This window comes from Tardiphaga sp. 866_E4_N1_4 (genome assembly GCF_052076075.1).
Lineage (GTDB): Bacteria > Pseudomonadota > Alphaproteobacteria > Rhizobiales > Xanthobacteraceae > Tardiphaga > Tardiphaga robiniae.
On record NZ_CP197242.1, the window covers coordinates 5,282,117 to 5,308,049 of the forward strand.

The following is a 25,933-nucleotide window of genomic DNA, read 5'->3' on the forward strand; positions in this document are numbered from 1 at the left end:
TCACGGCGTCAGCGGCCGTCCGTCGAGCCACTTGGCATAGATCACGCGCTTCTGTTCGCCGTAGCCGAGCGACTCGTAGAACGCCTGCACCTTGGTGTTATCCGAGCGCACCATGAGCTGCATCTTCTCGATGCCGCGCTCGCGCAGCCAGTCTTCGGCTGCACCCATGATGCCACGGCCGAAATCCTGGCGCTGGTGCTCGGGATCGACCGAGACGTAATAGACCCAGCCGCGATGGCCATCATGGCCGACCAGCACGGAGGCGACAATGGTCCTTCCCTTGCGACCGACCAGGACATCAGCATTGGTGCCTGCGCGCGCCAGCCTGATATCGGCCTCCGGATCGTTCCAGGGCCGGACCAGTCCGCAGCGCAGCCAGAGCTGGACGACCGCTTGAATGTCGGTGTCGACGAGCCGGGCAACTTTCAATGTTGCACCGGCAGCAGCACTTTGCCGGGATTGAGGATGTTCAGCGGATCCAGCATCGCCTTCAGGCTGCGCATCAGTTCGATGGCGACGGGGTCCTTCACCGAGGGCAGCTCAGCCGCCTTCATCTGGCCGATGCCATGTTCGGCGGAGATCGAACCGCCCATGCGCAGAACGACGTCGAAGACGACTTCGTTGACGTCGTGCCAGCGCGCCAGGAATTTCTCGCGGCCGTCGCTGTCGCCGAGCGTCTCCTTGGGCTGCGTGACATTGTAGTGGATGTTGCCGTCGCCGAGATGGCCGAACGGCACCGGACGTGCGCCGGGCATCAGCTTCACGACAGCCGCATTGGCTTCGGCGATGAAGGCAGGCACGGAAGCGACCGGCACCGAGATATCGTGCTTGATCGATCCGCCTTCCGGCTTCTGCGCCGGCGAGATTTCCTCACGCAGTTTCCAGAACGCCTGACGGTGGGCGATATTCTCGGCGATCACGGCGTCATCCACGATGCCGTCTTCAAAGCCGCGTTCGAGAATCGCCTCCAATGTCGCGCGGGCATCGTCGCGTCCCGACGACAATTCCATCAGTACATACCAGGCGTGTTTGCTGGAGAGCGGGTCGCGAATGCCGATGCCGTGGCGGACGCTGAAATCGACGGCGATATCGGCGATCAGTTCGAAACTGGTGAGGTTACCGCCAGCTTCGGAGCGGGAGATGCTGAGCAGCTTCAGCGCATCGTCCGGCGACTTCAGGCCGACAAAGGCGGTCTCGACCGCGCGCGGCTTCGGAAACAGCTTCAGCGTCGCCGCGGTGATGATGCCGAGCGAGCCTTCGGCGCCGATAAAGATATTGCGCAGATCGTAGCCCGTATTGTCCTTCTTCAGCTTGGACAGGCCATTGAGAATGCGGCCATCGGCCAGCACCACTTCGAGGCCGAGCGCCATTTCGCGCGCGACGCCGTAGGCGAGGGCGGTCGTGCCGCCGGCATTGCTGGAGAGATTGCCGCCGATGGTGCAGCTGCCTTCGGAGCCCAGCGACAGCGGAAACAGCCGGTCGGCTTCCGCGGCGCGCTGCTGCGCAACCTGCAGCACGAGGCCAGCTTCCACCGTCATAGTGTTGGACGAAGTGTCCAGATCGCGCACTCTGTCCATCCGGCGCATCGACAGCACAACCTCGCCGCCATAGGGCGTCTGGCCGCCGACGAGCCCGGTATTGCCGCCTTGCGGCACCAGTGCGGTGCGGGTCTCGGTGGCGAGCTTGCAGATCGCGGCGACTTCGGCGGTCGAGCCCGGGCGCAGCACCAGCGGCGAGGTGCCGAAAAACAGGTTGCGATCCTCGGTGACGTATTGATGCACGTCGGCCTGATCGGTGATGGCGTATTTGTCGCCGACGATGGCCCGGAAGCGCGCAATGGTTTCGGGGGAGAGCGTTGGCGGCTTCGGCTGGACGATATTCATAACTATTCCCTAAGCGCGTTTCTTGGTCTTGCGTTCGACTTACACGGCGGCGCGGCGCAGCCGATCATTGATGGCTTCGCCGAGCCCGTGGTTCGGCACCGGCATCACCGCGATGCCGCTCGCGCCTTTAGCGTCGAGCGCGCGAAGATAGCCGAAAAGATTGGTGGCGGCTTCCCCGAGATCGCCCTGTTCGGACAAATTCAGGACAGCGGCGGCGGCCTCGATGCCGGGCAGCAGGGCCGATCCGAAGGCTAGTAGGGCCTCGCCGGGATTCACAGCCTCGGCCAGCAGCCGCACCCGTGTCCGCGGCGCATAATGCGAGGCCAGCATGCCCGGCGCCAGCGGCTGGTTTGTATCGCTTGCGGGTTCGTCCGGCGGGCTTGCCAGCGGCTGGCCCAACACCCACTCGATCGCCTCGCGCGGCAGGCCACCGGGGCGGAGCAGCATCGGCGTGTCGAAACAACCGACGATGGTGGATTCAACGCCCACTTCAACCGGTCCGCCATCGAGAATCATGTCGATCCGGCCATCCAGATCGCTCAGCACATGGGCTGCGGTGGTCGGCGAGACATGCCCGGAGATATTGGCCGATGGCGCCACCACGGCGCCGCCAAAGGCCTGCAGGAGCGCGTGGGCCACGGGATGCGCCGGCACACGAATGGCAATGGTGTCGAGGCCGGCGGTGGCCAGATCGGCCACCGGGCAGTCAACAGCCTTGGGCAGCACCAGCGTCAGCGGCCCCGGCCAGAACGCCTCGGCAAGCGCCAGCGCGCGCGCATCGAATCGGGCGATGCGCCGGGCAGCGGCGAGGTCGGCCACATGGGCGATCAGCGGATTGAACGACGGCCGGCCTTTGGCCTCATAGATCCCTGCCACGGCTCGTGGATTGGCCGCATCGGCGCCGAGCCCGTAGACCGTCTCGGTCGGGAACGCCAGCAGCCCGCCCGCGCGCAGGCAGCGCGCCGCCTCCGCAATATGGGCGGCGTCGACGGGGCTCATCCGGGTCGTCAGGCCTACGGCCATGCAGGGCAGATCCTTGTCTTCAAAATTGGTCAGGCTTCTTTACCGGGGTTCTTGCAGGATGCGAAACCCAAGGCTATAAGCCGCGCTCTTAGTCGGAGTGTGGCTCAGCCCGGTAGAGCACTGCGTTCGGGACGCAGGGGTCGCAGGTTCGAATCCTGCCACTCCGACCATGATTTCAATGACTTAGCGTCCTTTCGCGGCGCTGCCGTCTGTCAAGAACTCCCGATTTTCATCTGAGAACGACCACCAGGGCGCGCGTGCCCTGTTGCGCGCAGCTATCCGCCTTCAAAAACGCGCTTGCGGGCGTTCTCGATATGCGACCGCATGGCTTCGCGAGCTCCGGCTTCGTCTCTGGAGGCGATCGCATCGAACACGGCCCGGTGCTCCTCTTGCCCACGCAGAAGTCGGTCGCGAGGCTGGATCAAGGAGAGGTTTCGATTGAGCGTGATACCCACGCTCACCTGAGACTGGATCGCGGCGAGAGTCGCGGCGAAGAAGCGATTGCCGGTGGCCTCTGCGACCGAACGGTGGAACGCAATGTCTTCCTCTACGCCCAGCGCGGCATCTGCGATCACTTGATCAAGTGCCACGATAGCGTCGTGGATCCGGCGCAGACCTTCCGGGTCGTGATCGCGCGCGGCAAGCGCGGCGGCTTCTCCTTCGATGCCGATCCGAAATACGAAACAGCGCTGGATATCGGCAATGCTTCCCACGGGAGCGTAGTTGTAAACGTCTGCCGCGGGACGTCGCATCACGAACGAACCGGCGCCCTGCCGCGATGCGACGACGCCGTCATCGCGCAGCCGCATCAGTGCTTCACGGACAACCGGGCGCGAAACGCCAAGCTGATCTGCCAGGCGTGTCTCAGGAGGGAGCCGCGCATTGACCGGATAGATTCCGACCGTGATCTGGCTGAGGACATGGTCGTAGACGCGGTCGCTAAGCTTTCCCGTCACAGCCGGGCGCTCCGGAATGTCGTCCCGTTTGACCGTTGAGCCCATGTTCACCCCGTCCTTGCTCCGAACATGCTCCAGTCTTTGGCAACATTACATCTTTTTGACAAGTCGGTGCACTGCCGCTGACAATCCGGGATTGCAGCGCTGGCCAAACTGCTTGGGCGCGAGCGGTCGTGAGAGCGTCGGTCAGGCGCGGGCGGCGGCGTCTGACAGCCAGGCTTCGATCAGCCGCTGCACGTGAAGGGCGGAGCGCACGCTATTGTACGGCTCGCGGCCCTGTTCGATTGCATCCAGCATCTCGGTGATCACGCCTCGATGCGGGCCGTGATCGAACGCCATTGGATCGGCGCCACCGCCGCCGGATTGCGCAGTCCCGACCGTCTCTGGCGGGCCTTCGTGGCGATGGATGACCAACTGGAACGTCTCGAGATAGGCCGAGCCGCGCGTGCCAGCGATTTCGATACGCTCCGGATAGCCGGGCCGCGCAACACTGGTGGCATCAAGCACGCCGATGGCACCGCTTTGGAAGCGCACGGCCGCCGCCGTCACGTCTTCAGTATCGATCGTTCGGAGCGGCGAGGTCGATGCAAAACCGGCGACGTCCTTGTGCGGCCCCACGAAATGCAAAAGCAGATCGAGCGTATGGATGGCCTGCGTGAGCAATACGCCGCCGCCATCGCGAGCCTTCATGCCGCGGCCCGGTTGACGGAAATAGGCGTCATCACGCCACCAGCGGATCGATGCACTCGCCGACAGGATATCGCCCAGATCTCCCTGATCCAGCACCGCCTTCAGGCGTAGTGCTGCGGGACGAAAGCGATGTTGCAGGCACACGCCGCACCGCACGTCAGCAGCCTCCGTGACGGCCGCGAGTTCCTCACCCCTGGCAACCGATATCTCGACGGGCTTCTCCACCAGAATGTGCTTCCCTGCTGCGGCTGCAGCCTGCACGGTCGCCAGATGCCTTCCAGGGGGCGTCAGTATCAGGACGAGATCGAGATCCGAGCGCGACAGCAAATCCTCTTGGCTATCGAAAGCCGGAACGCCCCACTGCTGTGAAAACGCTGACCGCCGGTCCGCTGACGGCGCAAACCCGCCGACGATTGTGATCCGTCCCTGCGTCTGCAATTCAAGCAACGAAAGAATATGCGGCCTCACCGCCATTCCTAGCCCAATCAGGCCGACTCCAATTGGCATGCGTCTCTCCCGATGGCCGACCTTCTCAAGGCGCCGACTTGTCGGCTCTTAGGGGCGGTTATGACGTCACAGATTGATATGCGAACGAGCAGGACGGGCAAGGTGCGACATCGCGACATCAGCAACTCCTGCTCATGATCGGCCGATTGCGATCTCCCAATGCTTGACAGATGTCGCCCAACTCGTCGATGCTGTGTTTACAAATAAATGACAACCGCGCGCGACGCGGGTGCATATGCCAGGGAGGAATCGGAAATGCGGATCTGTCCGAATGCATTATTGCGCCCGTTTGCCGGCGCCGTGGCTGTCCTCGCCGTGACGGCCTTCGCTGGTGAACCTCTGCGGGCCGCCGAGCCCATCGTTCTCTCGATCATCGATACCGGTGGCGATCTCGCATCTACCCAGGTCATCATCGAGAACTACAAGAAGGCCAATCCGGACAAGATCAAGGAGATCAGGATTCAGCGTGCGCCGGCGCCGGAGCTGCCGGCCAAGATCAAGGCTCAACAGGATGCCGGACGGCTGGACATCAACCTTGTGCTGACCGGACAGGACGGCGGCGCGTTTCTCGCGGCCAACAACCAATTGATCAAGATCCCCGATTTTGAGAAGCAGTTTCCGCGCGATGAGATGACGCCTGCCGGCAAGGCGCTGTACGACGAAGGCCGCGATTATATGGTGCCGTCGGTAGGCAACGCCGGCGGCCCGGTGTTCGTCTACAATCCCAGCAAGGTCCCCAACCCGCCGAAAACCGCCGAAGAATTGCTGGCCTGGGCGAAGGCAAATCCGGGTCGGCTGATGTATGCGCGGCCGGCGAATAGCGGACCGGGCCGGTCGATCGTGCTGGGCATGGCGCACATTCTAAATGACTCGAAGCCACTTGATCCCGACAAGGGGTGGGACAAGACCTGGGCCTATCTGAAGGAGCTTGGGCAATACGTCGAATACTATCCGACGGGCACCGCGATCACATTGAAGGAATTCGCCCAGGGGCAACGCTGGATCATCGCCGGCATCATGGAATGGGACATGAAGCCGCGCGCCCAGAGCGTCATCCCGCCGGACTCCAAGATCACCATCCTTCAGAACACGACCTTCGTGGTCGACGGACATTACTGGTGCATCCCCACAGGCGTGCCGAAAGAGCAGGTCGACGTCATTCTCGATCTCATGAAGTTCATGCGCCGGCCAGAGCAGCAGGTGCTTTCCTGGCCGGGCTTCATTGGGCCGACTATCACGGCAGCCACCATGGAAAAGGCACCCAAGGAGATCCAGGAACTGGTGAAAGAGTTTTGGCGGCCGGAATACGACGAGGTCGGAACCAAGTGGAAAGTATCCCCGCCGCTCGGCGTAAAGGAATTGAGCTACGCGATGGATCGTTGGGACCGGGAAGTGGGCGCAAACCAGGTCAAGAAGTAATCAATTCGAGAGCGCGCGGGTCCGTGTGTGCGGCCCGCCGATGACCTTGCTGCTTCTTACTCAGAAACGGGACGACATGAACGGGCCGGGAGATAGGTTGGACTCGCTGAAGCTTGGAATCACCAAGCGCTATGGCAACAAGACCGTGCTGGACAACCTTGAACTCGATATCCGAAAGGGCGAGTTCGTCACCTTCCTCGGACCGAGTGGATGCGGAAAGTCGACGGCCTTGTCGATCGTCGCTGGCCTGATTGCGGCGACCGAGGGCGAGATCAGGCTCAATGGAGCGCGGGTCGATCATCTGCCGCCCGAGAAGCGCGCATTCGGAATGGTGTTCCAGAATTACGCGCTGTTTCCTCACATGACGGTCTTCGACAACGTTTCGTTCGGGCTCACCTTGAAGCCATTGTCCAAGGAGGAGATCAAGAAGCGCACCGATGCGATGCTCAAGCTGGTGCAATTGACCGGCTATGAGGAGCGCTATCCGGGCCAGCTCTCCGGCGGTCAGCAGCAACGCGTTGCGATTGCGCGGGCCCTCGTGTTGCATCCGCGCCTGATGCTGTTCGACGAGCCGCTTTCGAACCTCGACGCGAAGCTGAGAGTCGAGATGCGCGCGGAGATCAAGCAGATCCACGCCGCGCTGGGGCTGACGTCGATCTACGTGACTCACGACCAGGCCGAAGCACTGTCGCTGTCGGACAGGATAGTGGTGCTGCGCAATGGCGTCCTGATGCAGTCGGGCACCCCACAGGAAATCCACGACCGGCCCAAGAATGTCTTCGTGGCGGACTTCATGGGTTTCCGGAATTTCTTCAAGGTCCGGATCGCGTCAGTGTCCAACGGAATCGCCGAAGGTGTCGGCGACGGAATCCGAATTCGAGCGCGGGCAGCGGCCGATGTGCGGGCGGATGTCGATATGGTCATGGCGATTCGCCCGGACGATATCCGGGCGGGCGGTGAAGTCGTGCCGGGCGCTGAGGATGTCAGTGGCCGTGTCGAAGTGGTCGAGTATCTCGGTCGGGAACAGGAAGCCGCCATACGCATCAATGACAATACGCGAGTGTGGTTACGCACCGCGGAGGCGATACGAACCGCCGACACGATTGGCCTTCAGTTTCCGATCGACAAGGTCGTCTTGCTTCCTGCGGAATAGGCGAGAAAATAATGCGCGCCGTAGCCAACGATGAGAAGAGCGAATTCGACGCGCTGGCATTCTTCTGTTTGCTGCCGTCCTTGCTTTACGTTCTCTGCATGTTCGTCTATCCGTTTCTGTATGGTGTCTATCTCAGCCTTCAGCCGCAAAAGGTCGGCGGCTTCAGCCTCGCTAACTATCTCACCTTCTTCAGCGATCCCTATCAGTATGGTACGATCTGGATCACCTTCAGTCTGGCGATTCCCACTACGATCGTTGTCCTTCTGCTCGCTCTTTGGCTGGCTTACGGCATGCGCCGGGGCATTTTCATGGAACGGACCGTGACGACGATTTTGATCATGCCTATTTCGCTTGGCGTGATCCTGCTGTCGGAAGGTATCTTGGGTTTCTATGGTTCGCAGGGTTGGTTTAATCAGGTCCTTCTCGGACTAGGGCTTATCAAAGAGCCGTTCATCCTGACCCATAACTACGCTGGCGTTATGCTGGCGTTGTTCATGCAGCAGTTTCCGTTCTGCTTCCTGATGCTGCTGGGATACATATCCGGCATCGATCCCAGCCTTGAACGCTCGGCGCGGATGCTGGGTGCGACACCTTCGATCGTCTTCCGGCGTGTGATGCTGCCGCTCATCGCGCCCGGTCTTGCCATCGCATTCGCGCTGGTGTTCGTCATGAGCTTCGCGGTCTTTCCGTCCGCCATCATGCTCGGGCAGCCGGCGGGTACCACGCGCACGATCTCTATTGCGGCCTATCAGAAGGCCTTCGAACAATATGACATGTCGGCTGCTTCCGCGATCGCGGTGGTTATGGGCCTGTGTCAGCTGGCAGCACTGCTGGTCATCATCCTGTTCCGTCGCCGGTTGTCGCCGGCAGCGACCATGGGCGTCGGAAAGAGATAGGGCCGCACAATGCGAAGCAGAATGTGGAAGCTCTCGCTCTATCTGTTCATTGTGGGTTTTATCCTCAACATGCTCGGGATCGTGTCGCACGTTGTCGTGAGCTCGTTCGCCAAGCGTTGGTTCGGCGGCCTGCTGCCGCCGGCCTATACGACGGACTGGTTTGCTTATGCGTGGAAGAATTTCGATCTGGGGCAGGTGTTAGGTGTCACGCTGCTAATCGTAGTCGTTGTCGTCTTTCTTGCATTGGCCATTGGATTTCCGGCCGCTTACATTCTTGCGCGACGAAATTTCCGATTCAAATCGGTCATTCTGCTGCTGTATTTTCTGCCGCTGGTCATCCCACAGATGACTTACGGGATTCCGCTGGCGACCACTCTCTACCGATACGGGGTCGGCGGATCCGTCGTCGGCGTGATTCTAGCGGTCCTGGTGCCGATGGTCCCGTTGGCCGTCTTCGTGTTGATGCCATTTTTCGAGCAGATCAGCGTCAATCTGGAATGGAGCGGGTCAATGCTTGGCGCAAGCCGGGCTCAGATTTTCAGGCGGATTCTATTTCCCCTGATGGTACCGGGAATACTGACCGCTGGCGTCCTTGTGCTGGTCAATACGATATCGAATTTCGAGCTCGCATTTCTTCTCGGCGGCGGTGGATCGCAGACGCTCGTCGTCGCGCTATTCTACAACATGTTTGCCGGTGGTGTCCGCCCCGTCTATTCCATCGATGCCATGGCCGTGATCTACATGGTGATGGTCATGACGCTGCTTCTGATCGCATTGCGGTTCGTGCGCCCGACACAGATGGTGTTCAAGCTCGACAAGTAAATTCATATTTGAGGCGGCGCGTGTTTGGTCATCGCCAAGGTTGGCTCATGACGCAGCGCGGACAGGAACCACTGCCGAAGCATGGAGTCGGACCTAGCAACTGGCATCGACTTTTGTCGCGATCTTGAACCTGCCGTTCGAGGCGTGCCGATGTATGGAACGTTGAACAGTCCGATGACGAGCAGCCGGCTGGGTTCTCGTTCGCATATTGGTTCATGGGCATCAGCGCGGTCCTACGGGCGCCTGTTTCCAAATTGAATTTCGTGACTTTGCGGATACGTCGTACTTTGCGCTACACCGGCTTGGAACTTAATCCACCAACCGACGGGGTAACGGTGCAGGTCATCTTCGCGCCGATCACTTTAACCGCTGATGCGCCTGGCCAGACTCCGACCGGTGATCGGAAGCTGTTGTCGGTTGTTTCGGCGCTGAGATGGATCCAGCGCTACGTTGGAGCTGAAACCCGCGCGTCCCCTCAATGGGTTGACGTCGTCAGCAGGCTAGCTGCTGCGAGCGAAGATCCGGTCAGTACTGTTGATGCTAGGAATGCACTTCACGATGCAATGGTTGCCTATGGTTGGGCCAAGCGGAGCATCCATTGATTTCGTTTCGGCAAGGAGCCGCGTGTGTCAGCCGCCCGGGACTATCGGGTCTAGACGCGTAGCCTCGAGCTGCCGACCCAGAAATCTCGATCGTTTCTGTTGCGGTTCATTTACCTAAGCGCAGCGGCGCTTCGGGAAATGTTTTCTGCCAGATAAAATGAGTCATTCCGACTGTCGCAAGCACCTTGTCTCCACTCATGAACAAACCGGTTCATCCGCTCGCCAGCGATATTCGACGCCGCGGCGTGATCTCGCGTGGTGGACTCGCCGAATTCCGTCCCCACATATGCAGTGCCAGGTGCCGCATCCGTGGTGGCTTGGCATGATTTGCTGCCGAGAGATAAACGTTCCCCTATGACCCCACCCAATGTCCTCCGCGACTTCGTCGATCGCCATCAACGTCTGTTTGTCCTGACCGGTGCCGGGTGCAGCACCAATTCGGGCATTCCCGATTATCGCGACACCGACGGCAACTGGAAACGCACACAGCCTGTGACCTTTCAGGCCTTCATGGGCGAGGAATTGACGCGGCAGCGTTATTGGGCGCGCAGTCTCATTGGCTGGCGTCGGTTTGGCCAGGCGCGACCAAACGATGCGCATCACGCATTGGCGTGTCTTGAACAGATCGGCAAATGCGAAGTTCTGCTGACCCAGAATGTCGACCGGTTGCATCAGGCCGCTGGCAGCAAGAAGGTCATCGACCTCCACGGCCGGCTCGACCTCGTGCGCTGCATGGGCTGCGAACGCCGGATTCGGCGAGACGAGTTTCAGCACGGGATGGGTCGCTTGAACGCGGGATGGCTGGACCTCGATGCGGCCGTTGCGCCCGATGGCGATGCCGATCTGGAGGGCGTCGATTTCGCATCCTTTGTCGTGCCGGCCTGCGAGATCTGCGGCGGCATCCTCAAGCCGGATGTCGTGTTCTTTGGCGAGAGCGTGCCGCGCGACTTCGTCGATGCCGCGCTCGGCCACTTGCAGAACGCCGATGCCATGCTGATCGCCGGTTCGTCTTTGATGGTCTATTCCGGCTTTCGCTTCGTGCAAGCCGCGGTGCGCGCGGGGATTCCGATTGTCGCGGTCAATCTCGGCCGCACGCGCGCCGACGAGTTTCTCAGCTTCAAAGTCGAAGATCGCTGCGAGGACGCGCTCGCATTTCTGCTTCAGCGGGCGGATACGCCCTAACGACGCAGGCCTCGGCTCAGGCCGCCAGGTCCCACAGTCGCGGACAGCCGCGCAGAACCACGGCGCGGCCCATCGGCGTGAGCGCCGGGTGAGTGTCCGATAGCGCAACCAGTCCCAACGCAACCAGCTGATCGAGCACGTAACGGTTCAGCTTGGCCGGTGGCAGGATCGCTGGGCGAAGCATCCGCAATGTGTCCCACTGGTTTTCGGTGAGCTGATATTCGGTCTCGGTCGACATGGTGTCCTGCTTGGATGAATCAGTGCATTCAGTGTGCATGGCTTACGGAACCCGCATGACCTTGATGCGACATGGCGGGGGCGAAATCTGGAAATCACCGGATTGTTGGGCGGCGCCAAAACGCTGCTTTTGCGCAGCTGTCACATGGACGTGCAACAGAACGCGCGAACACATGCGCGAATCACGGCGTGCTCAGACCTAATGAAAAGTAGAACAATGTGCCACCCGCATTGAAAAATATCATGCAGCTGATGCGTACGCGCCTCAGCTGGAGGTGGCTTGGCGCGCTCCTTAGCATAGCAATTGCCACGATTGCGTTTATGGCGCTGTCCAAGGCGCTTAAGGGCGTGGATTTCGCCCACGTGCTGTCTGCCATGCACATGGTACCGCCAGGCAGCATCGCGCTGGCGCTGGTGCTGGTGGCGATCTCCTACGGCAGCCTGACGCTGTATGACTGGCTGGCGCTGCAGATGATCGGGCGAGGGGACATTCCCTTCAGGATTGCAGCGCTGGCCAATTTCACCAGCTACCCGATTTCGCACGGAACCGGCGCCGTGCTGCTGGTGTCATCGGCAGTGCGCTACCGGATCTATGCACCGCATGGCATCGGTCCTGCCGGCGTCGCCCGCATCTGCTTTCTCACCGGCCTGACCTTCTGGCTCGGCAATCTCACCGCGCTGGCGCTCAGCACCTTGCACGAGCCAGGCGCCATCAGCCGGATCGATCAGCTCTCGCCCGAGATCAACCGCTTTATCGCTGTCGCAATTCTCGTCGGCATCCTCGCCTATGTCGGCTGGACATGGAACGGCATTCGGACGCTCGGTGGCCGCAACTGGTCGGTGCCGGTGCCGAGCGGGCGCAACGTGTTCTTCCAGATCGGGATCGGGCTCGTCGATCTCGGGGCGGCAGCTCTGGCGATGTATGTGCTGATCCCCGAGACGATGGATGTTGGCGTCGCGCAGGTGATCGTCGTCTTCATCGCTGCGACGCTGTTGGGATTCGCCAGCCACGCACCCGCGGGCATCGGTGTGTTCGATGCCACGATCCTTGTCGGGCTCGGCGGCGAACATACTGAACAACTGCTGGCTGTGCTGCTGTTGTTCCGGCTATTCTATCACCTGATTCCATTCGTGCTGTCGCTGACGCTGTTCGGCGCCGTTGAAGCCTACCGGAATGTCAACAGACGCAAGCTCGCCTGAGTTACTTCGGCAACGTCAGCACCGCCGATTGCGCATAGCCGCGGAACGGGCGGTTGAAATCGAGATTGGCGTGATGACGCTCGGCGAGCGCCTTCAGCACATCGAGAAGCTTGCGGCGCGGCGTCACGTCGAACAGCGTCAGCCAGCGCAACAGCAGCTTGCTCGCGATCTTTGGCAACCGCTCCTGATGGCCGAAATCGACGATGTGCAGTTGGCCGCCGGGCTTGAGCTGCGATACGGCGTGATCGAGCACATCCTGCCAGCTTGGGATCATCGAGAGGCTGTAGGAAATCATGACGTGATCGAATGACGGAACAGCAAAGATGCGTGCCGGATCGAAATTCGTCGCATCGCCATGGGCGACACGGACGGTATCCGTGAGCTCGTTGCGGGCAATTGACGCGATGGCCGTGGTCAGCATCTCGGTCGAAATATCGATGCCGTAGAATACCGCCTGTGGATATTTCCGAGCAGCCTGAACGAGATTGCGGCCGGTACCGCAGCCGATTTCCAGCACCGTCGCGCCCGGCGCAGGCGCGAGTTCTGCGATGAGCTGATCGCGGCCGAGAAGATAGTACCGGCGCGTCGCGTCATAGATGAAGCGCTGCCAGCGATACATCCGGTTCATGCGATGGGTGGCTTCGTTCGACCATGCGGGCTGACCGCCGTCTTCGTATTCGGAGACAATCGTCATGGCGCACCTCATCGCATCCGGATGAGCGATCCATTTCATCGCAACACGACAGCGGTGTGACAGTAGTTTCGTCGCGGAAATCGGCCGAAATTTAGAATGACTGTCGCAAAACCGCAGTCTGCGCTTGATAAAAATTTCAGATTGTCGATTCGAAGGGTCCAAGAAGCCGATGAATACGCATCTGATCGCCGACGCCGTTCGCAATAGCCGTGGTCGCGAGGAAACGACGATCTGGGACAGGCTGTTTGCCTTCTGGTTCCGTCGGCTGGTCTATACCCAGATCTGGGAAGATCCCGAAGCGGACATGGCGGCGCTGAAACTGGCGCCCGGTTCGACGATTGTGACTATCTCCAGCGGTGGCTGCAACGCGCTATCCTATCTGTCGGCGAAGCCCGAGCATGTCTACGCGGTCGATCTCAACGAGGCGCATCTGTCGCTGCTGAAGCTGAAACTCGCCGGCCTGCGCGCATTGCCGAACTATCAGGATTTCTGGAAATTCTTCGGCGAAGGCGCATCTGATACCAATGTGGGCCTCTATCGCGAGCGGCTGCGGCCGCTGCTCGATGCCGAAGCGCGTGGCTATTGGGACGAGCGCGATATCCAGGGCCGCCCGCGCTACGGTTACTTCAGTGACGGCTTCTATCGTCATGGCGCGCTCGGCCGTTTCATCGGCTTCGCGCATACGCTGGCGAAGCTCGCCCGCATCGATCTCAAAGCGTTGTTGCACGAGGACAAGCAGTCCCCGGCGCGCAAGCGTGCGCTGGAACGACTGCACTGGCTGTTTCATTCGCGGCTCGCTCGTATGATGACGAAGACGCCGGCGCTGTTGTTCAGCCTCGGCATCCCGCCGCAGCAGCGCACGCTGCTGGGCGGCAACCAGCCGCTCAACGAAGTGCTGCATCAGCGTCTGCTCGCTCTGATCGACGTGCATCCGAACGCCAACAACTATTTTGCCTGGCAGGCGCTGAGCCGCAGCTATGTCGGCCCCGGTGACAAGTGCTTGCCGCTCTATCTGCAGCAGAGCCGTTACGCGGACACCGCCAGCCGCGCCGCTCTGGTCACGCCGGTGCATGCCAATCTGCGCGTGTTCCTGGAGAGCCTTCCGGCCCGCCAGATCGACGCGGTTGTGCTCTTGGATTCGCAGGACTGGATGGCGCCGGATGAAATCCGTGCGCTGTGGGACGCGATCGACCGCGCCGGCAAGGACGGCATCCGGGTGATCTTCCGCACCGCCGGCGCCGAGTCGCCGCTGGACGATCCTGAACATGCATCGCTGCGTGAGACGTGGCAGCGCGATGAGGCGCGCAGTGCCGAAGGTCTGGCTGCGGATCGCTCCGGCATCTATGGCGGGTTTCATCTGTATACGCGCAAGGCGTAAGCATTGCTCACCAGCCGTTGTAATTGTCATCCCCGCGAAGGCGGGGATCCATAACCACGGGCAGCGTGATAGAAGCGGCAGAGCTGCAACGATCTCGTTCTGATTTGTAATCCAGCGTATATGGGTCCCCGCCTTCGCGGGGACGACAGCTAAGTGTGACTACACCCCCAGATAGATCTGCTGGATATACTTGTCTCCGGCGATCTCCGCCGACGTCCCCTCGCGGATCGTCCGCCCATGTTCCAGCACATAGACCCGATCCGCGATCCGCAACGTCGATGTCGCGTCCTGCTCGACGATCAGGATGGCGGTGCCGTCTCTCCGGATTTGCTGGATCGAGTCGAAAATCAGCCCCTTCAGCCGCGGCGCGATGCCGACGGACGGCTCATCCAGAAGCAATAGCTCCGGCCTGCCCATCAGCGCGCGGCCGATGGCGACCATCTGCTGTTCGCCGCCCGACAATGTACTGGACTGTTGCCATTGCCGTTCGCGCAGCACTGGGAATAGCGTGAAGACGCGCTCCAGGTCCTTCTCGACGTCGGCATTGTTCTTGCGCAGGTAAGCGCCGAGCTGCAGGTTCTTCAGCACCGACAATTCCGAGAACAGTTTTCGCCCCTCTGGACAGTGGCAGATGCCCTTGGCGACGACATTGTATGACTCGATCGGATGTAGCGACGCATCCTTGAAATTCAGTGTGCCCTGGGAAGCGATGCTGCGTGAGATGGCCTTCAGCAGTGTGGTCTTGCCGGCACCGTTGGGGCCGAGCACGCCAATGAGCTCACCCTTCTCGACCCTGATCGAGACGGATTCGATGGCCAGCGCCTTGCCATAGCTGACCTTGAGATCGGCGACTTCAAGCAGAGGCATGGGCTTCCTCCGTCTTGCCGATATAGGCCTCGATCACCTTCTCGTTCTTCACGATTTCTTCCGGTGGGCCGACGGCGATGATTTCGCCGAAATTCATCGCGATCACGCGCGACACCAGCGCCATGAATTCGCGCAGCTTGTGTTCGATCAGCAAAATAGTGAGGTTCTCCTCGCGATGCAGCCTGCGGATCAGTTGCGCCAGTTGTTCGATCTCGCTGCTGCCTAGCCCTGCGAAGGGCTCGTCGAGCAGCAGCAGATCGGGGCGGGTCGCCAGCGCGCGGGCGATCTCCAATCGCCGCAGGTCGCCGTAAGGCAGCGTCTCCACCGGCTCCTTGTCGCGTCCGCCGAGACCGACCTGTCCCAGCAGATAGCTGGCGCGCGCCTCCTTGTCCTTGTCCTCGCTGGCGCGCGGCGACATGCAGGCCACCAGCACGTTCTCCAGCAGGTTCATGCCGACGAAAGGCCGGGTGAGCTGGAAGGTGCGCGCCATGCCGCGATTGACCACCTTGTAGGGGGCAAGCTCGCGCACCAGTTCGCCGTTGAAGTGAATGGTGCCGGTTGTCGGCTGCATGAAGCCGGTGAGGATGTTGAACAGTGTGGTCTTGCCGGCGCCGTTGGGGCCGAGAATGCCAGTGAACTCGCCTTTCTTCAGCGTGAAACTCGCGTTCTTGACTGCGGTCAGGCCGCCGAAGCGCTTGGTCACGCCGTTGACTTCGAGCAGGTCAGTCATCGCAGGCGCTCCGTCAGCCGGCGCCAGAGCGGCGCGATCAGTCCATTAGGCAGGAAGAACAGGATCAGCATCAGGGTCAGCGTGTAGATCCATAGCCGGTATTCGCCGAAGCCGCGCAGCATCTCGGTGAGCAACGTCAGGAGGATCGCGGCGACGGCGGCGCCATAGATCGAACCGATGCCGCCGACATAGACCATGATGATCACCGTGATGGAGACCACGACCGAGAACAGCGGCGGTGACACCTGTAGCTGATAATGCGCATAGAGCGCGCCGCCCAGACCGGCGAAACCGGCCGAGATCATCAGCGACACGATCTTGTAGAAGGTGACGTTGATGCCGGCTGCCTGACAGGTCGCCTCGTCGCCGCGGATTGCGCGGAGTAGTAATCCCCAATGCGACTGCGCCAGCAGCGTCAGCGCGATCACGGTGACCGCGAGAATCGCCAGCACGAACCAGTAGTAATGCAGCGGATTCTTCATCAAGGGATCGAGGCCGTAGATGCCTTCCTCGCCGCCGGTATATTCCCAGAAAATCAGACACAGCCGCTGCAGGATCGCGGAGGCGGAGAGCATCGCCAGCGCGAAATATGGCCCACGCAACCGCAATGTCGGGAAACCGACCAGCAGGCTGAAGGCGATGGCGATCACCACGCCGAGCGGCAGGCTGACCCACGGATTTGTCGACCAGATCGAAGACAGGAAGCCGGCGGTATAGGCGCCGGCGCCGATGAACAGCGAGTGGCCGAAGTTCTCGCGCCCGGTGAGGCCGGACATGAAGTCCCAGCTCGAGGCCCAGATGCCGTAGATCACGCAGACCGTGAGCACGCCGGTGAGATAGTTGCTGGCGGCGAACATGGGCAGCAGCGCGAGGAAGGCGACGACGAGGATGCCGCCTGCGATGTCGATGGGGGCGATGCGTTTCATGTCAGAATGCCGCCCGTCGCCCGAGGAGTCCTGACGGACGTATCATCAGCGTGACGACGACCGCGACCAGCGACACCAGCTCCGTCCATGATGTCGAAATCAGATAGGCGACGATGGTCTCGGAATAGCCGAGGATCAGCGACGCGATGATGCTGCCGGGGATCGAGCCGAGGCCGCCGACGATGACGATGGCGAAGGCCTTCACCATCGGCAGCAGGCCCATGGTGGGCTGCACCGTGAGGAAGGGCGACACCAGCACGCCGGCCAGCGCCGCGGTGCCGGCGGAGATCGCCATCACGATGGAGAAAATGCGGTTGGTCGGGATACCCATATATTGCGCGGCTTCCGGATCCTGCGAGACAGCGAGGATGGCGGCGCCGAGCCGGGTGCGCTGGATGAACAGCCAGAGGCCGAGCAGCACGAGGACGCCGGCGACAAGGGCAAGCAGGCGCTGGCCGGAGATATCGACGCCGCCGATCGAGAGCTTGTCAGCCACGAAGGAAGGCACGTTACGATATTCGGAGCCGAAAGTGATGAACAGCGCCTGTTCGACCGCGAGCGAAACGGCGAGGGTAATCATCAGCACGGCGAGCTGAGACGAGCGCAGCGGACGCACCAGAAAACGCTCCATCACCACGCCGAAGCCGGCGACGATCAATACCGCCAGCGGGGCTGCGATGAAGAGCGGAACGCCAAGCAGCGAGGTGAGGACATAGGCCGCATAGGCGCCGAGTGCGTAGAACGAGCCATGGGCGAGATTGAGGATGCGGGCGACGCCGAAGATCAGGGTGAAACCAACGGCCAGCATCGCATAGATGGCGCTGGAGACCGCGCCGTAGATCAGAATCTGAAGCATGAGAACCCGCTGTTGAAGACCGGACGGCGGAGGGCGAACTTCTTCGGGCTCGCTTCTCCCGTTTTCCGGCCGGCGAGGGATCGCCGGCCGCGCGGTTACGCTGCGGTCAGATGACCGCCATCAACAAATCAGTTGCTCATCCATGGCGGCGCGATCATCGGGCCGGTTGCGGCTTCCTTGGGCCAGACCACGACGCGGGCGCCGTCCTTCTGCCACTGCACGAACAGCAGGTTCTGCAGTCCCGGGCCGGTCTTCACGTCGTGTACTTCGTCGAACACCAGCTTGCCGGCGATGCCGACATGGTCGGTCTTCTCCAGCTCCTTGATGACAGCATCGGGCTCGATGGAGTTGGCGCGCTTCACGGCATCGGCATAGACATAAACGGCGTCATAGGCGCCGATGCCGGTATAGACGGGCGCGGTGCCGAAGCGCTTCACGAATTCATCCCAGAACGGAATGGTCTTCGGAGTAAGCGGCGCACGGATGGCGAACATGCCGACGGTCTCGGCGTTGGCCTTGCCGCTGACGCGGGTGAAGAAGTCGGCATCCTGGCTCTTCACGTCGATGCCGCCGATCGGGATCGGCACCTGCGCGTCATGCCACTGCTTGACGAAGATGTCCGATGAGGCATGCGAGAGCACGACGATCAGATACTGCGCGCCGGAATTCTTCACCTTGGCGAACAGCGGTGAGAAATCCGAGGTCGAAGTGTCGAAGAATTCGGCCAGCGTCACGTCGGTGCCGCCGTCGGTCGCGCCCTTTTTCAGGATCGGAACGAGATCCTGCACCCATTTCGCGTTCTCGCCGACGATGGCGATCTTCTTCAGGCCCATCTCGCCTTTCAGCTTGCCGTTGATGAAGTCGACCAGCGCGCGCGCCTGATGCGCCGCGTTGATGGGGAAGGCGCGGAAGATATATTTGTAGTTCTCATAGTCTGTTTTCACCTTTGCGGTGATGGCCGGGGAGGCCGCGCCGACGCCGATATAGATCGTCTTGGCGTTGGAAATATGCGGCAGCTGGGCCAGTGTGACGCCTGACGTATAGCCGCCGATCAGCACGTTGACCTTGTCGTCGGCGGTGAGCTTCTTGATTGCAGCGATGCCCTGTTCGGGATTCTCGGTCTCGTCGGCGACAACCATTTCGAGCTTGCGGCCGAGCAATCCGCCCTTGGCGTTGATCTCTTCGATGGCCAGCTTGGCGGCGTTCTGGGTGTCGCGACCGACCTGCAGCTGGACCGACGTCGGAATGCCGATCTTGATCGGCGCTTGCTGGGCAGATGCTGGAGCAGTGGAAGCAAGGGCGCCAGCAACAATCATACTCGCAGCCGCAAGCGGCCTCAGAAATGAGTCCATGGTGTCTCTCCCTAGAGGCATCTGGGTCGTTGCCCGATGCTTTTTTGTGTGATCACAGACTGCCAAGTGCGGCGAGAGCAAGTCAAGGAAGATTGCGCACAGCAACACTGTGTCGCGGATTAAATTGCGAGCATTCACAACGTGTAATTCTGTTGCGTTGCGATGACGCGCATGCGCGGTGTGCCCTGCAGTTGTAGACGCGCAGCCAGCCGTGCGAGCTTTGACGCTGATGGATCGTCTCGCCGGATGAGCATGGAGAAGCCGGGATGAATGAACAGGGTGCAGGCACCAGCTCAGCCTTTCAAGCCATTCGCGCCATCGACTACACGGTCATCTTCGTCCGCGACATGGACGCGATGCGTCGCTTCTACGAGACAGTGCTCGGCTTTTCGCTGCAGCGCGTGCTGTCGTCCGGCTGGATAGAATTTCGTATCGGCAGCAACACGTTAGCTCTGGCGATACCAAGCCGCACCGCGTCGGATCATCCGGTCCCGGTTGGCAATGCAGCACTTCAGCTCGCCTTCAAGGTTTCCGTGGCGGAGGTCGATGCGTGTGCCGAGGAATTGATGCGGAAAGATATCAGCCTCGTGTCACCGCCGACCGATCAGGTCTTTGGACACCGCACGCTGTTCTTTCGCGATCCCGACGGGAATTTGCTGGAGGTGTTCGCTGATATCTAGGCGCACCGATGCTCTGCACGTGATCGGACGCACGCAGTCGCAGCACGACGCAGGTCGCGTAATGGGTAACGGCTGCGTGTTTGGGTGGTCAGGATTGTCGGCCAAGGGGTGGGACCGCCGACGCAGGTAATAACGGCGGTCCCGTGCCGTGCATTGAAATTCGGGGCTGGAAAGCGACTTCCGCGCCCCACTGCGCGACGTGATCGACGCTATCCCAGCCGGGTTTTGTCGCAACTTAAACCAAATCTTAACCTAACCGATTAGGCTTACCTGGCCGGCTTTTCGAGCATTTTTAGTAAAGGTGGAGAATAATCTACTCCGCAGCCCGGGCCAGCAGCGTGATGTCGTTGGCATTGGCGCAATAGTTCTCGTAGTTCGCCGCCGCCGTCTTGGTTGCGAGGTCGGCGCCGCAGGCCCGTTTGTGCGCGCAACTGGCGCAGGCGTGGCGCATCTCCATCATGTCAGGTGGCCGGATCTTGGCAATGGCGGCCTCGTCAAAACCGAGCGCACGGAGCATCTGCGGCAATTCCTCCGCACCGTTCACGCCTCTGCGCACGATCGTATCGAGATCGCTTGGCGCAAGGCCAAGCTCATGGGCCATACGTCTGAACTCGCCGCTGTCGAGCGCACCGAGTTTGTTGAGCTGGCGGCGCTGGATCAACCAGTCGCCAATGCGTTCAATGAGATTGCTGACGATGGGATAGGGCTGGACGGATGTCATGGCGGTCTCCGCTGCTGAAGTGATTGAGCGGAGGGTCGGCGCAGCAGCGCGGAGTCGCATTGCGCTGGATCAATCGGCGGGTGCGCGATGGACGGTTAGTCTTACCGCCAGAAATGCCTGCGCCGCAGGCACTTTCCGGGGAAACTCGGGGCTGGATTCAACGTTATCCGTGCTTAGCTTAGAGACATTGTCAGTCCAGAAGCCGGGAACCGGCCTCAGGAGGCGTAAATGAGTTGCAAGCGTTTGAGTATGATTGCGGCCGGCGTCAGTCTGCTGGCGTGCGTCGGTGCCGCGCAAGCGGACACATACAAGCCCGGCGAATTCTTGCTGCTCGACCTGCAGAAGGCCGTGCTGTCGCCGAAACTGCTGGGCCCGCCCGCGTCATTCGAGCAGGTGCAGATCCAGGCCAAGGCCGATGCGAAGGCGAATGTGAAAGCTGATCCGGCGAAGGCAGCACCGCGTCTTGTGCGCGCGCAGTCTGCGAAGCCGGTGGCACAGCGCGCCGCTGCGCAGAAGAAGGTTGGCCGTCGCAGCAATCCGCTGAACGCCAATGCGGCGGACACGCGGGTGCAGGTCTGGCCGTGCCGCACAGGTGGCATCTGCAGCTGGCAGAAATGAAAAGGCGGCGGATTGCTCCGCCGCCCATTCGGTCTTCAGGCTGAGGCCTGAATGATCAGGCCTTGATCTCTTCCACGCCGCACCATTCGGCGATGAACAGCGCCAGCGCCGTCGTCGTCTTCTTCAGCGAGGGCAGGTTGACGCCTTCGTCGAAGCCGTGGACGCCGCGCGAAATGCAGCCGTAGTTCAGCGTCGGCACATTGTCGAACAGCGCGTAGACGCGGCTGTCGAGATAGGCGAGCGAGATTTCCGGCTTCGGCTTCTGGCCGAACACCGCTTCATGCGCCGCGGCCAGCGTGGCTTCTGCATCCGAGCCCGGCTTGAGTTCGTAGCCTTCGGCCTGGAAGCCGTTGAAGGTCACGGTCGGCGGGATGTTCGACAGGAACGGATCCTGATGCGCGAAGGCGGCGACGCAGTCGGTGATCTCCTTCTTCGCAGCTTCGGCCGTCTTGCCGGGCAACAGCGAGATACGGAAGTCCACCTTGCACCAGGCCGGGACCGATGACGCCCAGTCGCCGCCGGCGATCTTGCCGATGTTCAGGTTGACCGGCTTCTCGATGTTCTTGAAGTGCTCGTGCTGGTCCTTGGTCGCATTCCACTTGGCTTCCAGCTTGCGCAATTCGCCGATGATGCGATAGGCGCCGTCGATCGCGTTAGCACCGGTGCCCATGCGCTGCACATGCACCGGCACGCCGCGGACTTCGACCTGGAACCAGACCACGCCGATATTGGCGCGCGTGATCGTCTCATGCGACGGCTCCGACACAACAACGGCGTCGGCCTTGTAGCCGCGCAGATGTGTCATCAACGCGCCGTCGCCGGTGGATTCTTCTTCCACGACAGACTGCAGATAGACCGTCGCCGCCGGCTGCAGGCCGAGGCTCTTGAGTGCGTCGAGGGCGAAGATGTTGGAGGCGCAGCCGGCCTTCATGTCGCCGGCGCCGCGGCCCTGCATCCAGTCGCCCTGGATCACGGGGTCGTAAGGCGGCGTGGTCCACATGTCGTGCGGGCCTTCCGGCACCACGTCCACATGGCCCTGCATGATCAGCGAGCGGCCCTTCTCCTCGCGTGGATAATGCGTGCCGACCACGATAGGCGCGGTCGAATGCAATTCGTCCCAGGCGCCGGCGCCGGGATGATGGCCGAGCGCGGCGCGATCCATCTCGAAGCGCTCCATCTTGTAGCCGCGCGTTTTCATGGCGCGGAACATGAAGTCCTGCATCGTGTGTTCGTTGCCGCGCGTGGAGACGTGGCGCACCATGTCCTGGGTGAACTTAACCTGGGCATCGAAGCCCTTGTCGACGGCGGCGATGATCTTGTCGCGGAGGGCGGGATCGAGAGCCATGTGTTTTTCCTTTTCTTGTGAGAGGGCTCAGGCGGTCAGCGCGCGCTCGAGCTTGTCCATGCCTTCGTCGAGGATTTCATCCTGGGCGGTCAGCGGAACGAGCACGCGGATGGTGTTGAAGTTGACGCCGCAGGACAGCAGGATCAGGCCTTCCTCGGTGGCCTTCTGCGTCACCTTCTTGGTCACTTCGGCGTCCGGCGCATCCGAGCCGCGCTCCTTGACGATGTCGAAGGCGATCATGGCGCCGACATTGCGGATGCTGGCGATCGGCACGAGGTCGTTTCGCTGCTGCATCTTCTTCAGGCGCGTGGTGATGCGCTCGCCGATATGGTTGGCGCGGTCGATCAGCTTCTCTTTCTCGAACACGTCGAGCACGGCCATCGCAGCGGCAATCGCCAGCGGGTTGCCGGCATAGGTGCCGCCGAGGCCGCCCGGATCGGCAGCGTCCATGATCTTCGCCTTGCCGATCACGCCCGACAGCGGGAAGCCGCCGGCGAGGCTCTTCGCCACGGTGATGAGGTCGGGCTTCACGTCGTAATGTTCCATCGCGAACATCTTGCCGGTGCGGCCGTAACCGGTCTGCACTTCGTCGGCGATGAAGACGATTCCATTCTCGTCGCAGATCTTGCGCAGCGCGCGCATCAACTCCGGCGGGGCCTGATGGAAGCCGCCTTCGCCCTGCACGGGTTCGATGATGATGGCCGCGACGCGGGCTGGATCGATGTCGGCCTTGAACAGGAAGCTGAGATACTTGAGCGATTCCTCAACGGTGACATCGAGCGGCGCGGCCGGGAACGGCACGTGCCAGACTTCCGGCATGGCGCCGCCAAAGCCCTTCTTGTAGGGGAACACCTTGCCGGTCATGGTCATGGTCATGTGGGTGCGGCCATGGAAACCGCCGGTGAAGGCGATCACGCCGGCGCGGCCGGTAGCGGCGCGGGCCATCTTGATGGCGTTCTCGGTGGCTTCGGCGCCGGTGGTGAAGAATGCGGTCTTGGTGGCGCCGTCGATCGGCGCCAGCCTGTTCAGGCGCTCGGCGAGGGTCACGTAGGATTCATACAGCAGCACCTGGAAGCAGGTGTGCGTGAAGTTCTCCATCTGCGCACGCACGGCGGCCATGATGGTCGGATGGCAGTGGCCGGTGTTCAGCACGGCGATGCCGCCTGCGAAATCCACATAGCGCTTGCCCTCAACGTCCCAGACTTCGGCATTCAGCGCGCGCTGCGCCGAGATCGGAGTGGAATGGCCGATGCCGCGTGGAACGGCGGCTTCGCGGCGTGCGAAGATTTCTGCGTTGGTTGGCATGCGAGTTTGTCCTTCGAGTTTTCTTGGATGTTGTTGGGTGTGGATCAGTGGATGGAGCAGGCTGCTGCGCCGGGCGCTGTAGGCTCCCTCGCCCCGCTCTTGCGGGGAGAGGTTAAGAGAGCGCGGCGTGCTGGTGTTCACTCGATAAGTCCAATCACCGCGCGGCTTCGAAACCGGCGAGCGTCGAGGTGAGGTTGGCGCCCAGGATGTCGGACAGATATCCGCCTTCCTGAACGAGAACGGTGGGCAGGCCCATGCGCGCCACGGCTTCGCCGATGCGCTTGAAGCCTGGGGTGGTGACTTTCAGGGCCGCCAGCGGATCGTGCTCGGATGCATCGAGGCCGAGGGCGAGAACGAGAGCCGTCGGCGCAAACGACTTGATGGTCTTCTCGGCGACAGCAAGCGCATCGATGAAACCGTCGTCGCCGGTGCCGAGCGCGAGCGGAATGTTGAGATTGGTGCCGAGGCCGTTGCCTTCGCCCTTCTCATGGGCGTAGCCCCAAACAAAGGGGTAGTAGCCGACGGGATCGGCATGGATCGACACCGTCAGCACGTCCAGACGCGCATAGAAGATGCCCTGGGTGCCGTTGCCGTGATGCACGTCGACATCGAGGATCGCGACGCGCTCATGTTTGGTGCGCAGATGTTCGGCGGCGATGGCCGAATTATTCATGAAGCAGAAGCCGCCGGCCATGTCGCGATAGGCGTGGTGGCCGGGTGGGCGGCAGAGTGCATAGACGGCGTCCTCACCGTCCATCACCATCTGCGCCGCGGTAACGGCGACATCGGTGGAAGCGCAGGCACCAAGCCAGGTGCCAGGACCGATCGGCGCTGCGGTATCCGCGGTGTGCCAGCCGAGCTTGCCGGTGATGTGGGTGGGATAGCTGCCTGCCACGCGGTTCGGATGGATATTGGCGATCATCTCCGGGCCGTAGTCCGGCAACTTGATCCATTCCTCCCAGGCGCCTTCGAGGAAGCGCAGATATTCCGGCGAGTGCACGCGGGCGCGCGGGCCCTGGCCGAATTCGGTCGGCGCGACGATCGTGTGCTTGCCGTCGGCGAGGCCTTTCAGCAAGCGCTCGGCGCGCTCCGGCTGCTCGGTGGTTTTACGGACCTGACCGCGTACCAGAAAGAACTGCGGATCATGGCTCTTGTGCTTGTCGGAATACACTGCCTTCACGTGGCGGCTCCATTCGTTGAGGAGGGAAGTTCGCGGACCAGCTTGCCGACTTCGCGCCAGGCGGCGCCGATGTGATAGTCGATCCGTGCGGTGATGATATCGGGATGCCCCTGTTCGAGGACTTCGAGCAGTGCCTCATGGGTCTGCGCAATCCGATGCGGATCGTCATAGAGCCGGCCGATCAGGCCGATCGTCATCCGCAGTTCGGAAGCGAGATCGTCGAACAAGCGCAACAGGCGTTTGCTGCCGGCGATTTCGCAGATCATGCGGTGAAATTTGTAGTCTTCCTCGATCTGTCGTGCGTGATCGTCGATCGCTGCAGTCTCATGCATGACGTCGATCTGCCGGCGCAGCATGTCGCGATTGGCAGGCGTCATGTTCTTCGAGGCGAGCACGCCCGCATGACATTCGACGCAAATGCGCAGGTCGTAGACCTCGTCGATATCCGTCGCTTCGAGCTTGCGGACGAAGAAGCCGCGGCGCGGATGCGAGACCAGCAGGCCCTGTTGCTCGAGCAGCCGTGCAGCTTCACGGACAGGGGCGCGGCTGACGCCGAGTTCGCGGGCGATGCCGGCTTCGACGACTTTGGCGCCGGGCAGCAACTGTCCCTTGATGATGGCCTGGGTCAGGATGCGTGCGACCTGCCCGACAAGATCGGTGTCGGCGAGGGCAGTCAGACCAACTGGAGGAGACATCAAACGCATGCGGGGG

Annotated in this window: 27 protein-coding genes and 1 tRNA gene; 11 read left to right on the forward strand and 17 right to left on the reverse strand. The window is 61.6% G+C overall.

Going from position 1 to position 25,933, the window contains the following annotated elements; all coding sequences use genetic code 11:
* Genes AB8B20_RS25430 through AB8B20_RS25440 form a run of 3 tightly spaced genes read right to left on the reverse strand, consistent with a single transcriptional unit; the run spans position 1 to position 2,906 of the window.
* Positions 1–429 (reverse strand): GNAT family acetyltransferase, encoded by a 429-nt coding sequence (locus tag AB8B20_RS25430; RefSeq protein ID WP_089262327.1) that lies wholly within the window; start codon positions 427–429, stop codon positions 1–3.
* Positions 426–1,883 (reverse strand): FAD-binding oxidoreductase, encoded by a 1,458-nt coding sequence (locus AB8B20_RS25435; RefSeq protein ID WP_439073184.1) that lies wholly within the window; start codon positions 1,881–1,883, stop codon positions 426–428. Before AB8B20_RS25435 ends, AB8B20_RS25430 begins: the two co-directional genes overlap by 4 nt.
* Before the next feature lie 39 nt (positions 1,884–1,922).
* A complete protein-coding gene (locus AB8B20_RS25440) occupies positions 1,923–2,906 on the reverse strand; it encodes an L-threonylcarbamoyladenylate synthase (protein WP_439073183.1) in 984 nt (327 codons plus the stop codon).
* 93 nt (positions 2,907–2,999) lie between these two features.
* Here AB8B20_RS25440 and AB8B20_RS25445 point away from each other — a divergent pair.
* Positions 3,000–3,076, forward strand: a tRNA-Pro gene (locus tag AB8B20_RS25445).
* A 105-nt stretch (positions 3,077–3,181) separates the two neighbouring features.
* On the opposite strand, the gene AB8B20_RS25450 is transcribed toward AB8B20_RS25445, so the two are convergent.
* Together AB8B20_RS25450 and AB8B20_RS25455 are read right to left on the reverse strand one after the other, a co-directional pair.
* Positions 3,182–3,907, reverse strand: a complete 726-nt coding sequence (locus AB8B20_RS25450; RefSeq protein WP_439073182.1) for a FadR/GntR family transcriptional regulator — start codon at positions 3,905–3,907, stop codon at positions 3,182–3,184.
* A 141-nt stretch (positions 3,908–4,048) separates the two neighbouring features.
* Positions 4,049–5,059, reverse strand: coding sequence for a Gfo/Idh/MocA family protein (locus tag AB8B20_RS25455; protein WP_439073181.1), 1,011 nt, complete (start codon positions 5,057–5,059; stop codon positions 4,049–4,051).
* A 255-nt stretch (positions 5,060–5,314) separates the two neighbouring features.
* On the opposite strand from AB8B20_RS25455, the gene AB8B20_RS25460 reads away from it, so the two are divergent.
* From AB8B20_RS25460 to AB8B20_RS25485, 6 genes are all read left to right on the forward strand, one after another.
* Entirely contained in the window at positions 5,315–6,478 is a 1,164-nt protein-coding gene (locus AB8B20_RS25460) for an ABC transporter substrate-binding protein (protein ID WP_176454477.1), read from the forward strand.
* A 97-nt stretch (positions 6,479–6,575) separates the two neighbouring features.
* Positions 6,576–7,631 carry an ABC transporter ATP-binding protein gene (locus tag AB8B20_RS25465; protein WP_439073180.1) on the forward strand — a complete coding sequence of 352 codons (1,056 nt, stop codon included), beginning with the start codon at positions 6,576–6,578 and terminating at the stop codon, positions 7,629–7,631.
* Between the two features lie 11 nt (positions 7,632–7,642).
* On the forward strand, positions 7,643–8,527 hold the full coding sequence (locus AB8B20_RS25470; protein WP_093759510.1) for an ABC transporter permease: 885 nt from the start codon (positions 7,643–7,645) through the stop codon (positions 8,525–8,527).
* A 21-nt stretch (positions 8,528–8,548) separates the two neighbouring features.
* On the forward strand, positions 8,549–9,349 hold the full coding sequence (locus AB8B20_RS25475; RefSeq protein ID WP_244628390.1) for an ABC transporter permease: 801 nt from the start codon (positions 8,549–8,551) through the stop codon (positions 9,347–9,349).
* Between the two features lie 215 nt (positions 9,350–9,564).
* The gene (locus AB8B20_RS25480) at positions 9,565–9,951 is read left to right on the forward strand and encodes a hypothetical protein (protein ID WP_439073179.1); all 387 of its coding nucleotides are present in this window, start codon (positions 9,565–9,567) and stop codon (positions 9,949–9,951) included.
* Positions 9,952–10,305: 354 nt separating this feature from the next.
* Complete coding sequence (locus tag AB8B20_RS25485; protein ID WP_439073178.1) at positions 10,306–11,133, forward strand: NAD-dependent protein deacetylase; 828 nt, start codon at positions 10,306–10,308, stop codon at positions 11,131–11,133.
* 16 nt (positions 11,134–11,149) lie between these two features.
* On the opposite strand, the gene AB8B20_RS25490 is transcribed toward AB8B20_RS25485, so the two are convergent.
* Positions 11,150–11,371 carry a hypothetical protein gene (locus tag AB8B20_RS25490; protein ID WP_439073177.1) on the reverse strand — a complete coding sequence of 74 codons (222 nt, stop codon included), beginning with the start codon at positions 11,369–11,371 and terminating at the stop codon, positions 11,150–11,152.
* A gap of 320 nt (positions 11,372–11,691) precedes the next feature.
* On the opposite strand from AB8B20_RS25490, the gene AB8B20_RS25495 reads away from it, so the two are divergent.
* Positions 11,692–12,570: a lysylphosphatidylglycerol synthase transmembrane domain-containing protein gene (locus AB8B20_RS25495; protein WP_439073176.1), complete on the forward strand. Its 879-nt coding sequence runs from the start codon at positions 11,692–11,694 to the stop codon at positions 12,568–12,570.
* Position 12,571: 1 nt separating this feature from the next.
* On the opposite strand, the gene AB8B20_RS25500 is transcribed toward AB8B20_RS25495, so the two are convergent.
* On the reverse strand, positions 12,572–13,264 hold the full coding sequence (locus tag AB8B20_RS25500; protein ID WP_439073175.1) for a class I SAM-dependent methyltransferase: 693 nt from the start codon (positions 13,262–13,264) through the stop codon (positions 12,572–12,574).
* A 169-nt stretch (positions 13,265–13,433) separates the two neighbouring features.
* Here AB8B20_RS25500 and AB8B20_RS25505 point away from each other — a divergent pair, with 169 nt between their 5' ends.
* Complete coding sequence (locus AB8B20_RS25505) at positions 13,434–14,642, forward strand: DUF3419 family protein (RefSeq protein WP_089262173.1); 1,209 nt, start codon at positions 13,434–13,436, stop codon at positions 14,640–14,642.
* A 159-nt stretch (positions 14,643–14,801) separates the two neighbouring features.
* Here AB8B20_RS25505 and AB8B20_RS25510 read toward each other — a convergent pair whose 3' ends face one another.
* The 5 genes from AB8B20_RS25510 to AB8B20_RS25530 all read right to left on the reverse strand — a co-directional run bounded on the left by AB8B20_RS25510 (position 14,802) and on the right by AB8B20_RS25530 (position 19,373).
* A complete protein-coding gene (locus AB8B20_RS25510; protein ID WP_439073174.1) occupies positions 14,802–15,509 on the reverse strand; it encodes an ABC transporter ATP-binding protein in 708 nt (235 codons plus the stop codon).
* Entirely contained in the window at positions 15,496–16,239 is a 744-nt protein-coding gene (locus AB8B20_RS25515) for an ABC transporter ATP-binding protein (RefSeq protein WP_120288460.1), read from the reverse strand. Before AB8B20_RS25515 ends, AB8B20_RS25510 begins: the two co-directional genes overlap by 14 nt.
* Positions 16,236–17,165, reverse strand: a complete 930-nt coding sequence (locus AB8B20_RS25520; RefSeq protein ID WP_175368795.1) for a branched-chain amino acid ABC transporter permease — start codon at positions 17,163–17,165, stop codon at positions 16,236–16,238. Before AB8B20_RS25520 ends, AB8B20_RS25515 begins: the two co-directional genes overlap by 4 nt.
* Position 17,166: 1 nt before the next feature.
* Entirely contained in the window at positions 17,167–18,021 is an 855-nt protein-coding gene (locus AB8B20_RS25525; RefSeq protein WP_068733337.1) for a branched-chain amino acid ABC transporter permease, read from the reverse strand.
* 128 nt (positions 18,022–18,149) lie between these two features.
* Positions 18,150–19,373: an ABC transporter substrate-binding protein gene (locus tag AB8B20_RS25530; protein ID WP_068733339.1), complete on the reverse strand. Its 1,224-nt coding sequence runs from the start codon at positions 19,371–19,373 to the stop codon at positions 18,150–18,152.
* Between the two features lie 266 nt (positions 19,374–19,639).
* On the opposite strand from AB8B20_RS25530, the gene AB8B20_RS25535 reads away from it, so the two are divergent.
* A complete protein-coding gene (locus AB8B20_RS25535) occupies positions 19,640–20,053 on the forward strand; it encodes a VOC family protein (RefSeq protein WP_439073173.1) in 414 nt (137 codons plus the stop codon).
* 313 nt (positions 20,054–20,366) lie between these two features.
* Here AB8B20_RS25535 and AB8B20_RS25540 read toward each other — a convergent pair whose 3' ends face one another.
* Positions 20,367–20,774: a hypothetical protein gene (locus AB8B20_RS25540; protein WP_439073172.1), complete on the reverse strand. Its 408-nt coding sequence runs from the start codon at positions 20,772–20,774 to the stop codon at positions 20,367–20,369.
* Between the two features lie 228 nt (positions 20,775–21,002).
* Here AB8B20_RS25540 and AB8B20_RS25545 point away from each other — a divergent pair, with 228 nt between their 5' ends.
* On the forward strand, positions 21,003–21,392 hold the full coding sequence (locus tag AB8B20_RS25545) for a hypothetical protein (protein ID WP_439073171.1): 390 nt from the start codon (positions 21,003–21,005) through the stop codon (positions 21,390–21,392).
* A gap of 55 nt (positions 21,393–21,447) precedes the next feature.
* Here the strand turns inward: AB8B20_RS25545 and AB8B20_RS25550 are convergent, their stop codons facing one another.
* The 4 genes from AB8B20_RS25550 to AB8B20_RS25565 form a co-directional block, all read right to left on the reverse strand.
* A complete protein-coding gene (locus AB8B20_RS25550) occupies positions 21,448–22,737 on the reverse strand; it encodes an ArgE/DapE family deacylase (RefSeq protein ID WP_089262157.1) in 1,290 nt (429 codons plus the stop codon).
* Positions 22,738–22,764: 27 nt separating this feature from the next.
* Positions 22,765–24,042, reverse strand: coding sequence for a 4-aminobutyrate--2-oxoglutarate transaminase (gene gabT / locus AB8B20_RS25555; RefSeq protein WP_439073170.1), 1,278 nt, complete (start codon positions 24,040–24,042; stop codon positions 22,765–22,767).
* A gap of 154 nt (positions 24,043–24,196) precedes the next feature.
* Entirely contained in the window at positions 24,197–25,222 is a 1,026-nt protein-coding gene (locus AB8B20_RS25560) for a histone deacetylase family protein (RefSeq protein WP_439073169.1), read from the reverse strand.
* Positions 25,219–25,917, reverse strand: coding sequence for a GntR family transcriptional regulator (locus tag AB8B20_RS25565; RefSeq protein WP_231078048.1), 699 nt, complete (start codon positions 25,915–25,917; stop codon positions 25,219–25,221). Before AB8B20_RS25565 ends, AB8B20_RS25560 begins: the two co-directional genes overlap by 4 nt.
* Between the last annotated feature and the right edge of the window lie 16 nt (positions 25,918–25,933).

What these genes read in the sequence shown, in the direction of transcription:
- AB8B20_RS25435 (WP_439073184.1), bottom strand. Translation starts at nt 1,883, where the DNA reads ATGAATATCGTCCAGCCGAAGCCGCCAACGCTCTCCCCCGAAACCATT.
- AB8B20_RS25440 (WP_439073183.1), bottom strand. Translation starts at nt 2,906, where the DNA reads ATGGCCGTAGGCCTGACGACCCGGATGAGCCCCGTCGACGCCGCCCAT.
- AB8B20_RS25450 (WP_439073182.1), bottom strand. Translation starts at nt 3,907, where the DNA reads ATGGGCTCAACGGTCAAACGGGACGACATTCCGGAGCGCCCGGCTGTG.
- AB8B20_RS25455 (WP_439073181.1), bottom strand. Translation starts at nt 5,059, where the DNA reads ATGCCAATTGGAGTCGGCCTGATTGGGCTAGGAATGGCGGTGAGGCCG.
- AB8B20_RS25460 (WP_176454477.1), top strand. Translation starts at nt 5,315, where the DNA reads ATGCGGATCTGTCCGAATGCATTATTGCGCCCGTTTGCCGGCGCCGTG.
- AB8B20_RS25470 (WP_093759510.1), top strand. Translation starts at nt 7,643, where the DNA reads ATGCGCGCCGTAGCCAACGATGAGAAGAGCGAATTCGACGCGCTGGCA.
- AB8B20_RS25475 (WP_244628390.1), top strand. Translation starts at nt 8,549, where the DNA reads ATGTGGAAGCTCTCGCTCTATCTGTTCATTGTGGGTTTTATCCTCAAC.
- AB8B20_RS25480 (WP_439073179.1), top strand. Translation starts at nt 9,565, where the DNA reads ATGGGCATCAGCGCGGTCCTACGGGCGCCTGTTTCCAAATTGAATTTC.
- AB8B20_RS25485 (WP_439073178.1), top strand. Translation starts at nt 10,306, where the DNA reads ATGACCCCACCCAATGTCCTCCGCGACTTCGTCGATCGCCATCAACGT.
- AB8B20_RS25490 (WP_439073177.1), bottom strand. Translation starts at nt 11,371, where the DNA reads ATGTCGACCGAGACCGAATATCAGCTCACCGAAAACCAGTGGGACACA.
- AB8B20_RS25495 (WP_439073176.1), top strand. Translation starts at nt 11,692, where the DNA reads ATGGCGCTGTCCAAGGCGCTTAAGGGCGTGGATTTCGCCCACGTGCTG.
- AB8B20_RS25500 (WP_439073175.1), bottom strand. Translation starts at nt 13,264, where the DNA reads ATGACGATTGTCTCCGAATACGAAGACGGCGGTCAGCCCGCATGGTCG.
- AB8B20_RS25505 (WP_089262173.1), top strand. Translation starts at nt 13,434, where the DNA reads ATGAATACGCATCTGATCGCCGACGCCGTTCGCAATAGCCGTGGTCGC.
- AB8B20_RS25510 (WP_439073174.1), bottom strand. Translation starts at nt 15,509, where the DNA reads ATGCCTCTGCTTGAAGTCGCCGATCTCAAGGTCAGCTATGGCAAGGCG.
- AB8B20_RS25515 (WP_120288460.1), bottom strand. Translation starts at nt 16,239, where the DNA reads ATGACTGACCTGCTCGAAGTCAACGGCGTGACCAAGCGCTTCGGCGGC.
- AB8B20_RS25520 (WP_175368795.1), bottom strand. Translation starts at nt 17,165, where the DNA reads ATGAAACGCATCGCCCCCATCGACATCGCAGGCGGCATCCTCGTCGTC.
- AB8B20_RS25525 (WP_068733337.1), bottom strand. Translation starts at nt 18,021, where the DNA reads ATGCTTCAGATTCTGATCTACGGCGCGGTCTCCAGCGCCATCTATGCG.
- AB8B20_RS25530 (WP_068733339.1), bottom strand. Translation starts at nt 19,373, where the DNA reads ATGGACTCATTTCTGAGGCCGCTTGCGGCTGCGAGTATGATTGTTGCT.
- AB8B20_RS25535 (WP_439073173.1), top strand. Translation starts at nt 19,640, where the DNA reads ATGAATGAACAGGGTGCAGGCACCAGCTCAGCCTTTCAAGCCATTCGC.
- AB8B20_RS25540 (WP_439073172.1), bottom strand. Translation starts at nt 20,774, where the DNA reads ATGACATCCGTCCAGCCCTATCCCATCGTCAGCAATCTCATTGAACGC.
- AB8B20_RS25545 (WP_439073171.1), top strand. Translation starts at nt 21,003, where the DNA reads ATGAGTTGCAAGCGTTTGAGTATGATTGCGGCCGGCGTCAGTCTGCTG.
- AB8B20_RS25550 (WP_089262157.1), bottom strand. Translation starts at nt 22,737, where the DNA reads ATGGCTCTCGATCCCGCCCTCCGCGACAAGATCATCGCCGCCGTCGAC.
- gabT (WP_439073170.1), bottom strand. Translation starts at nt 24,042, where the DNA reads ATGCCAACCAACGCAGAAATCTTCGCACGCCGCGAAGCCGCCGTTCCA.
- AB8B20_RS25565 (WP_231078048.1), bottom strand. Translation starts at nt 25,917, where the DNA reads ATGTCTCCTCCAGTTGGTCTGACTGCCCTCGCCGACACCGATCTTGTC.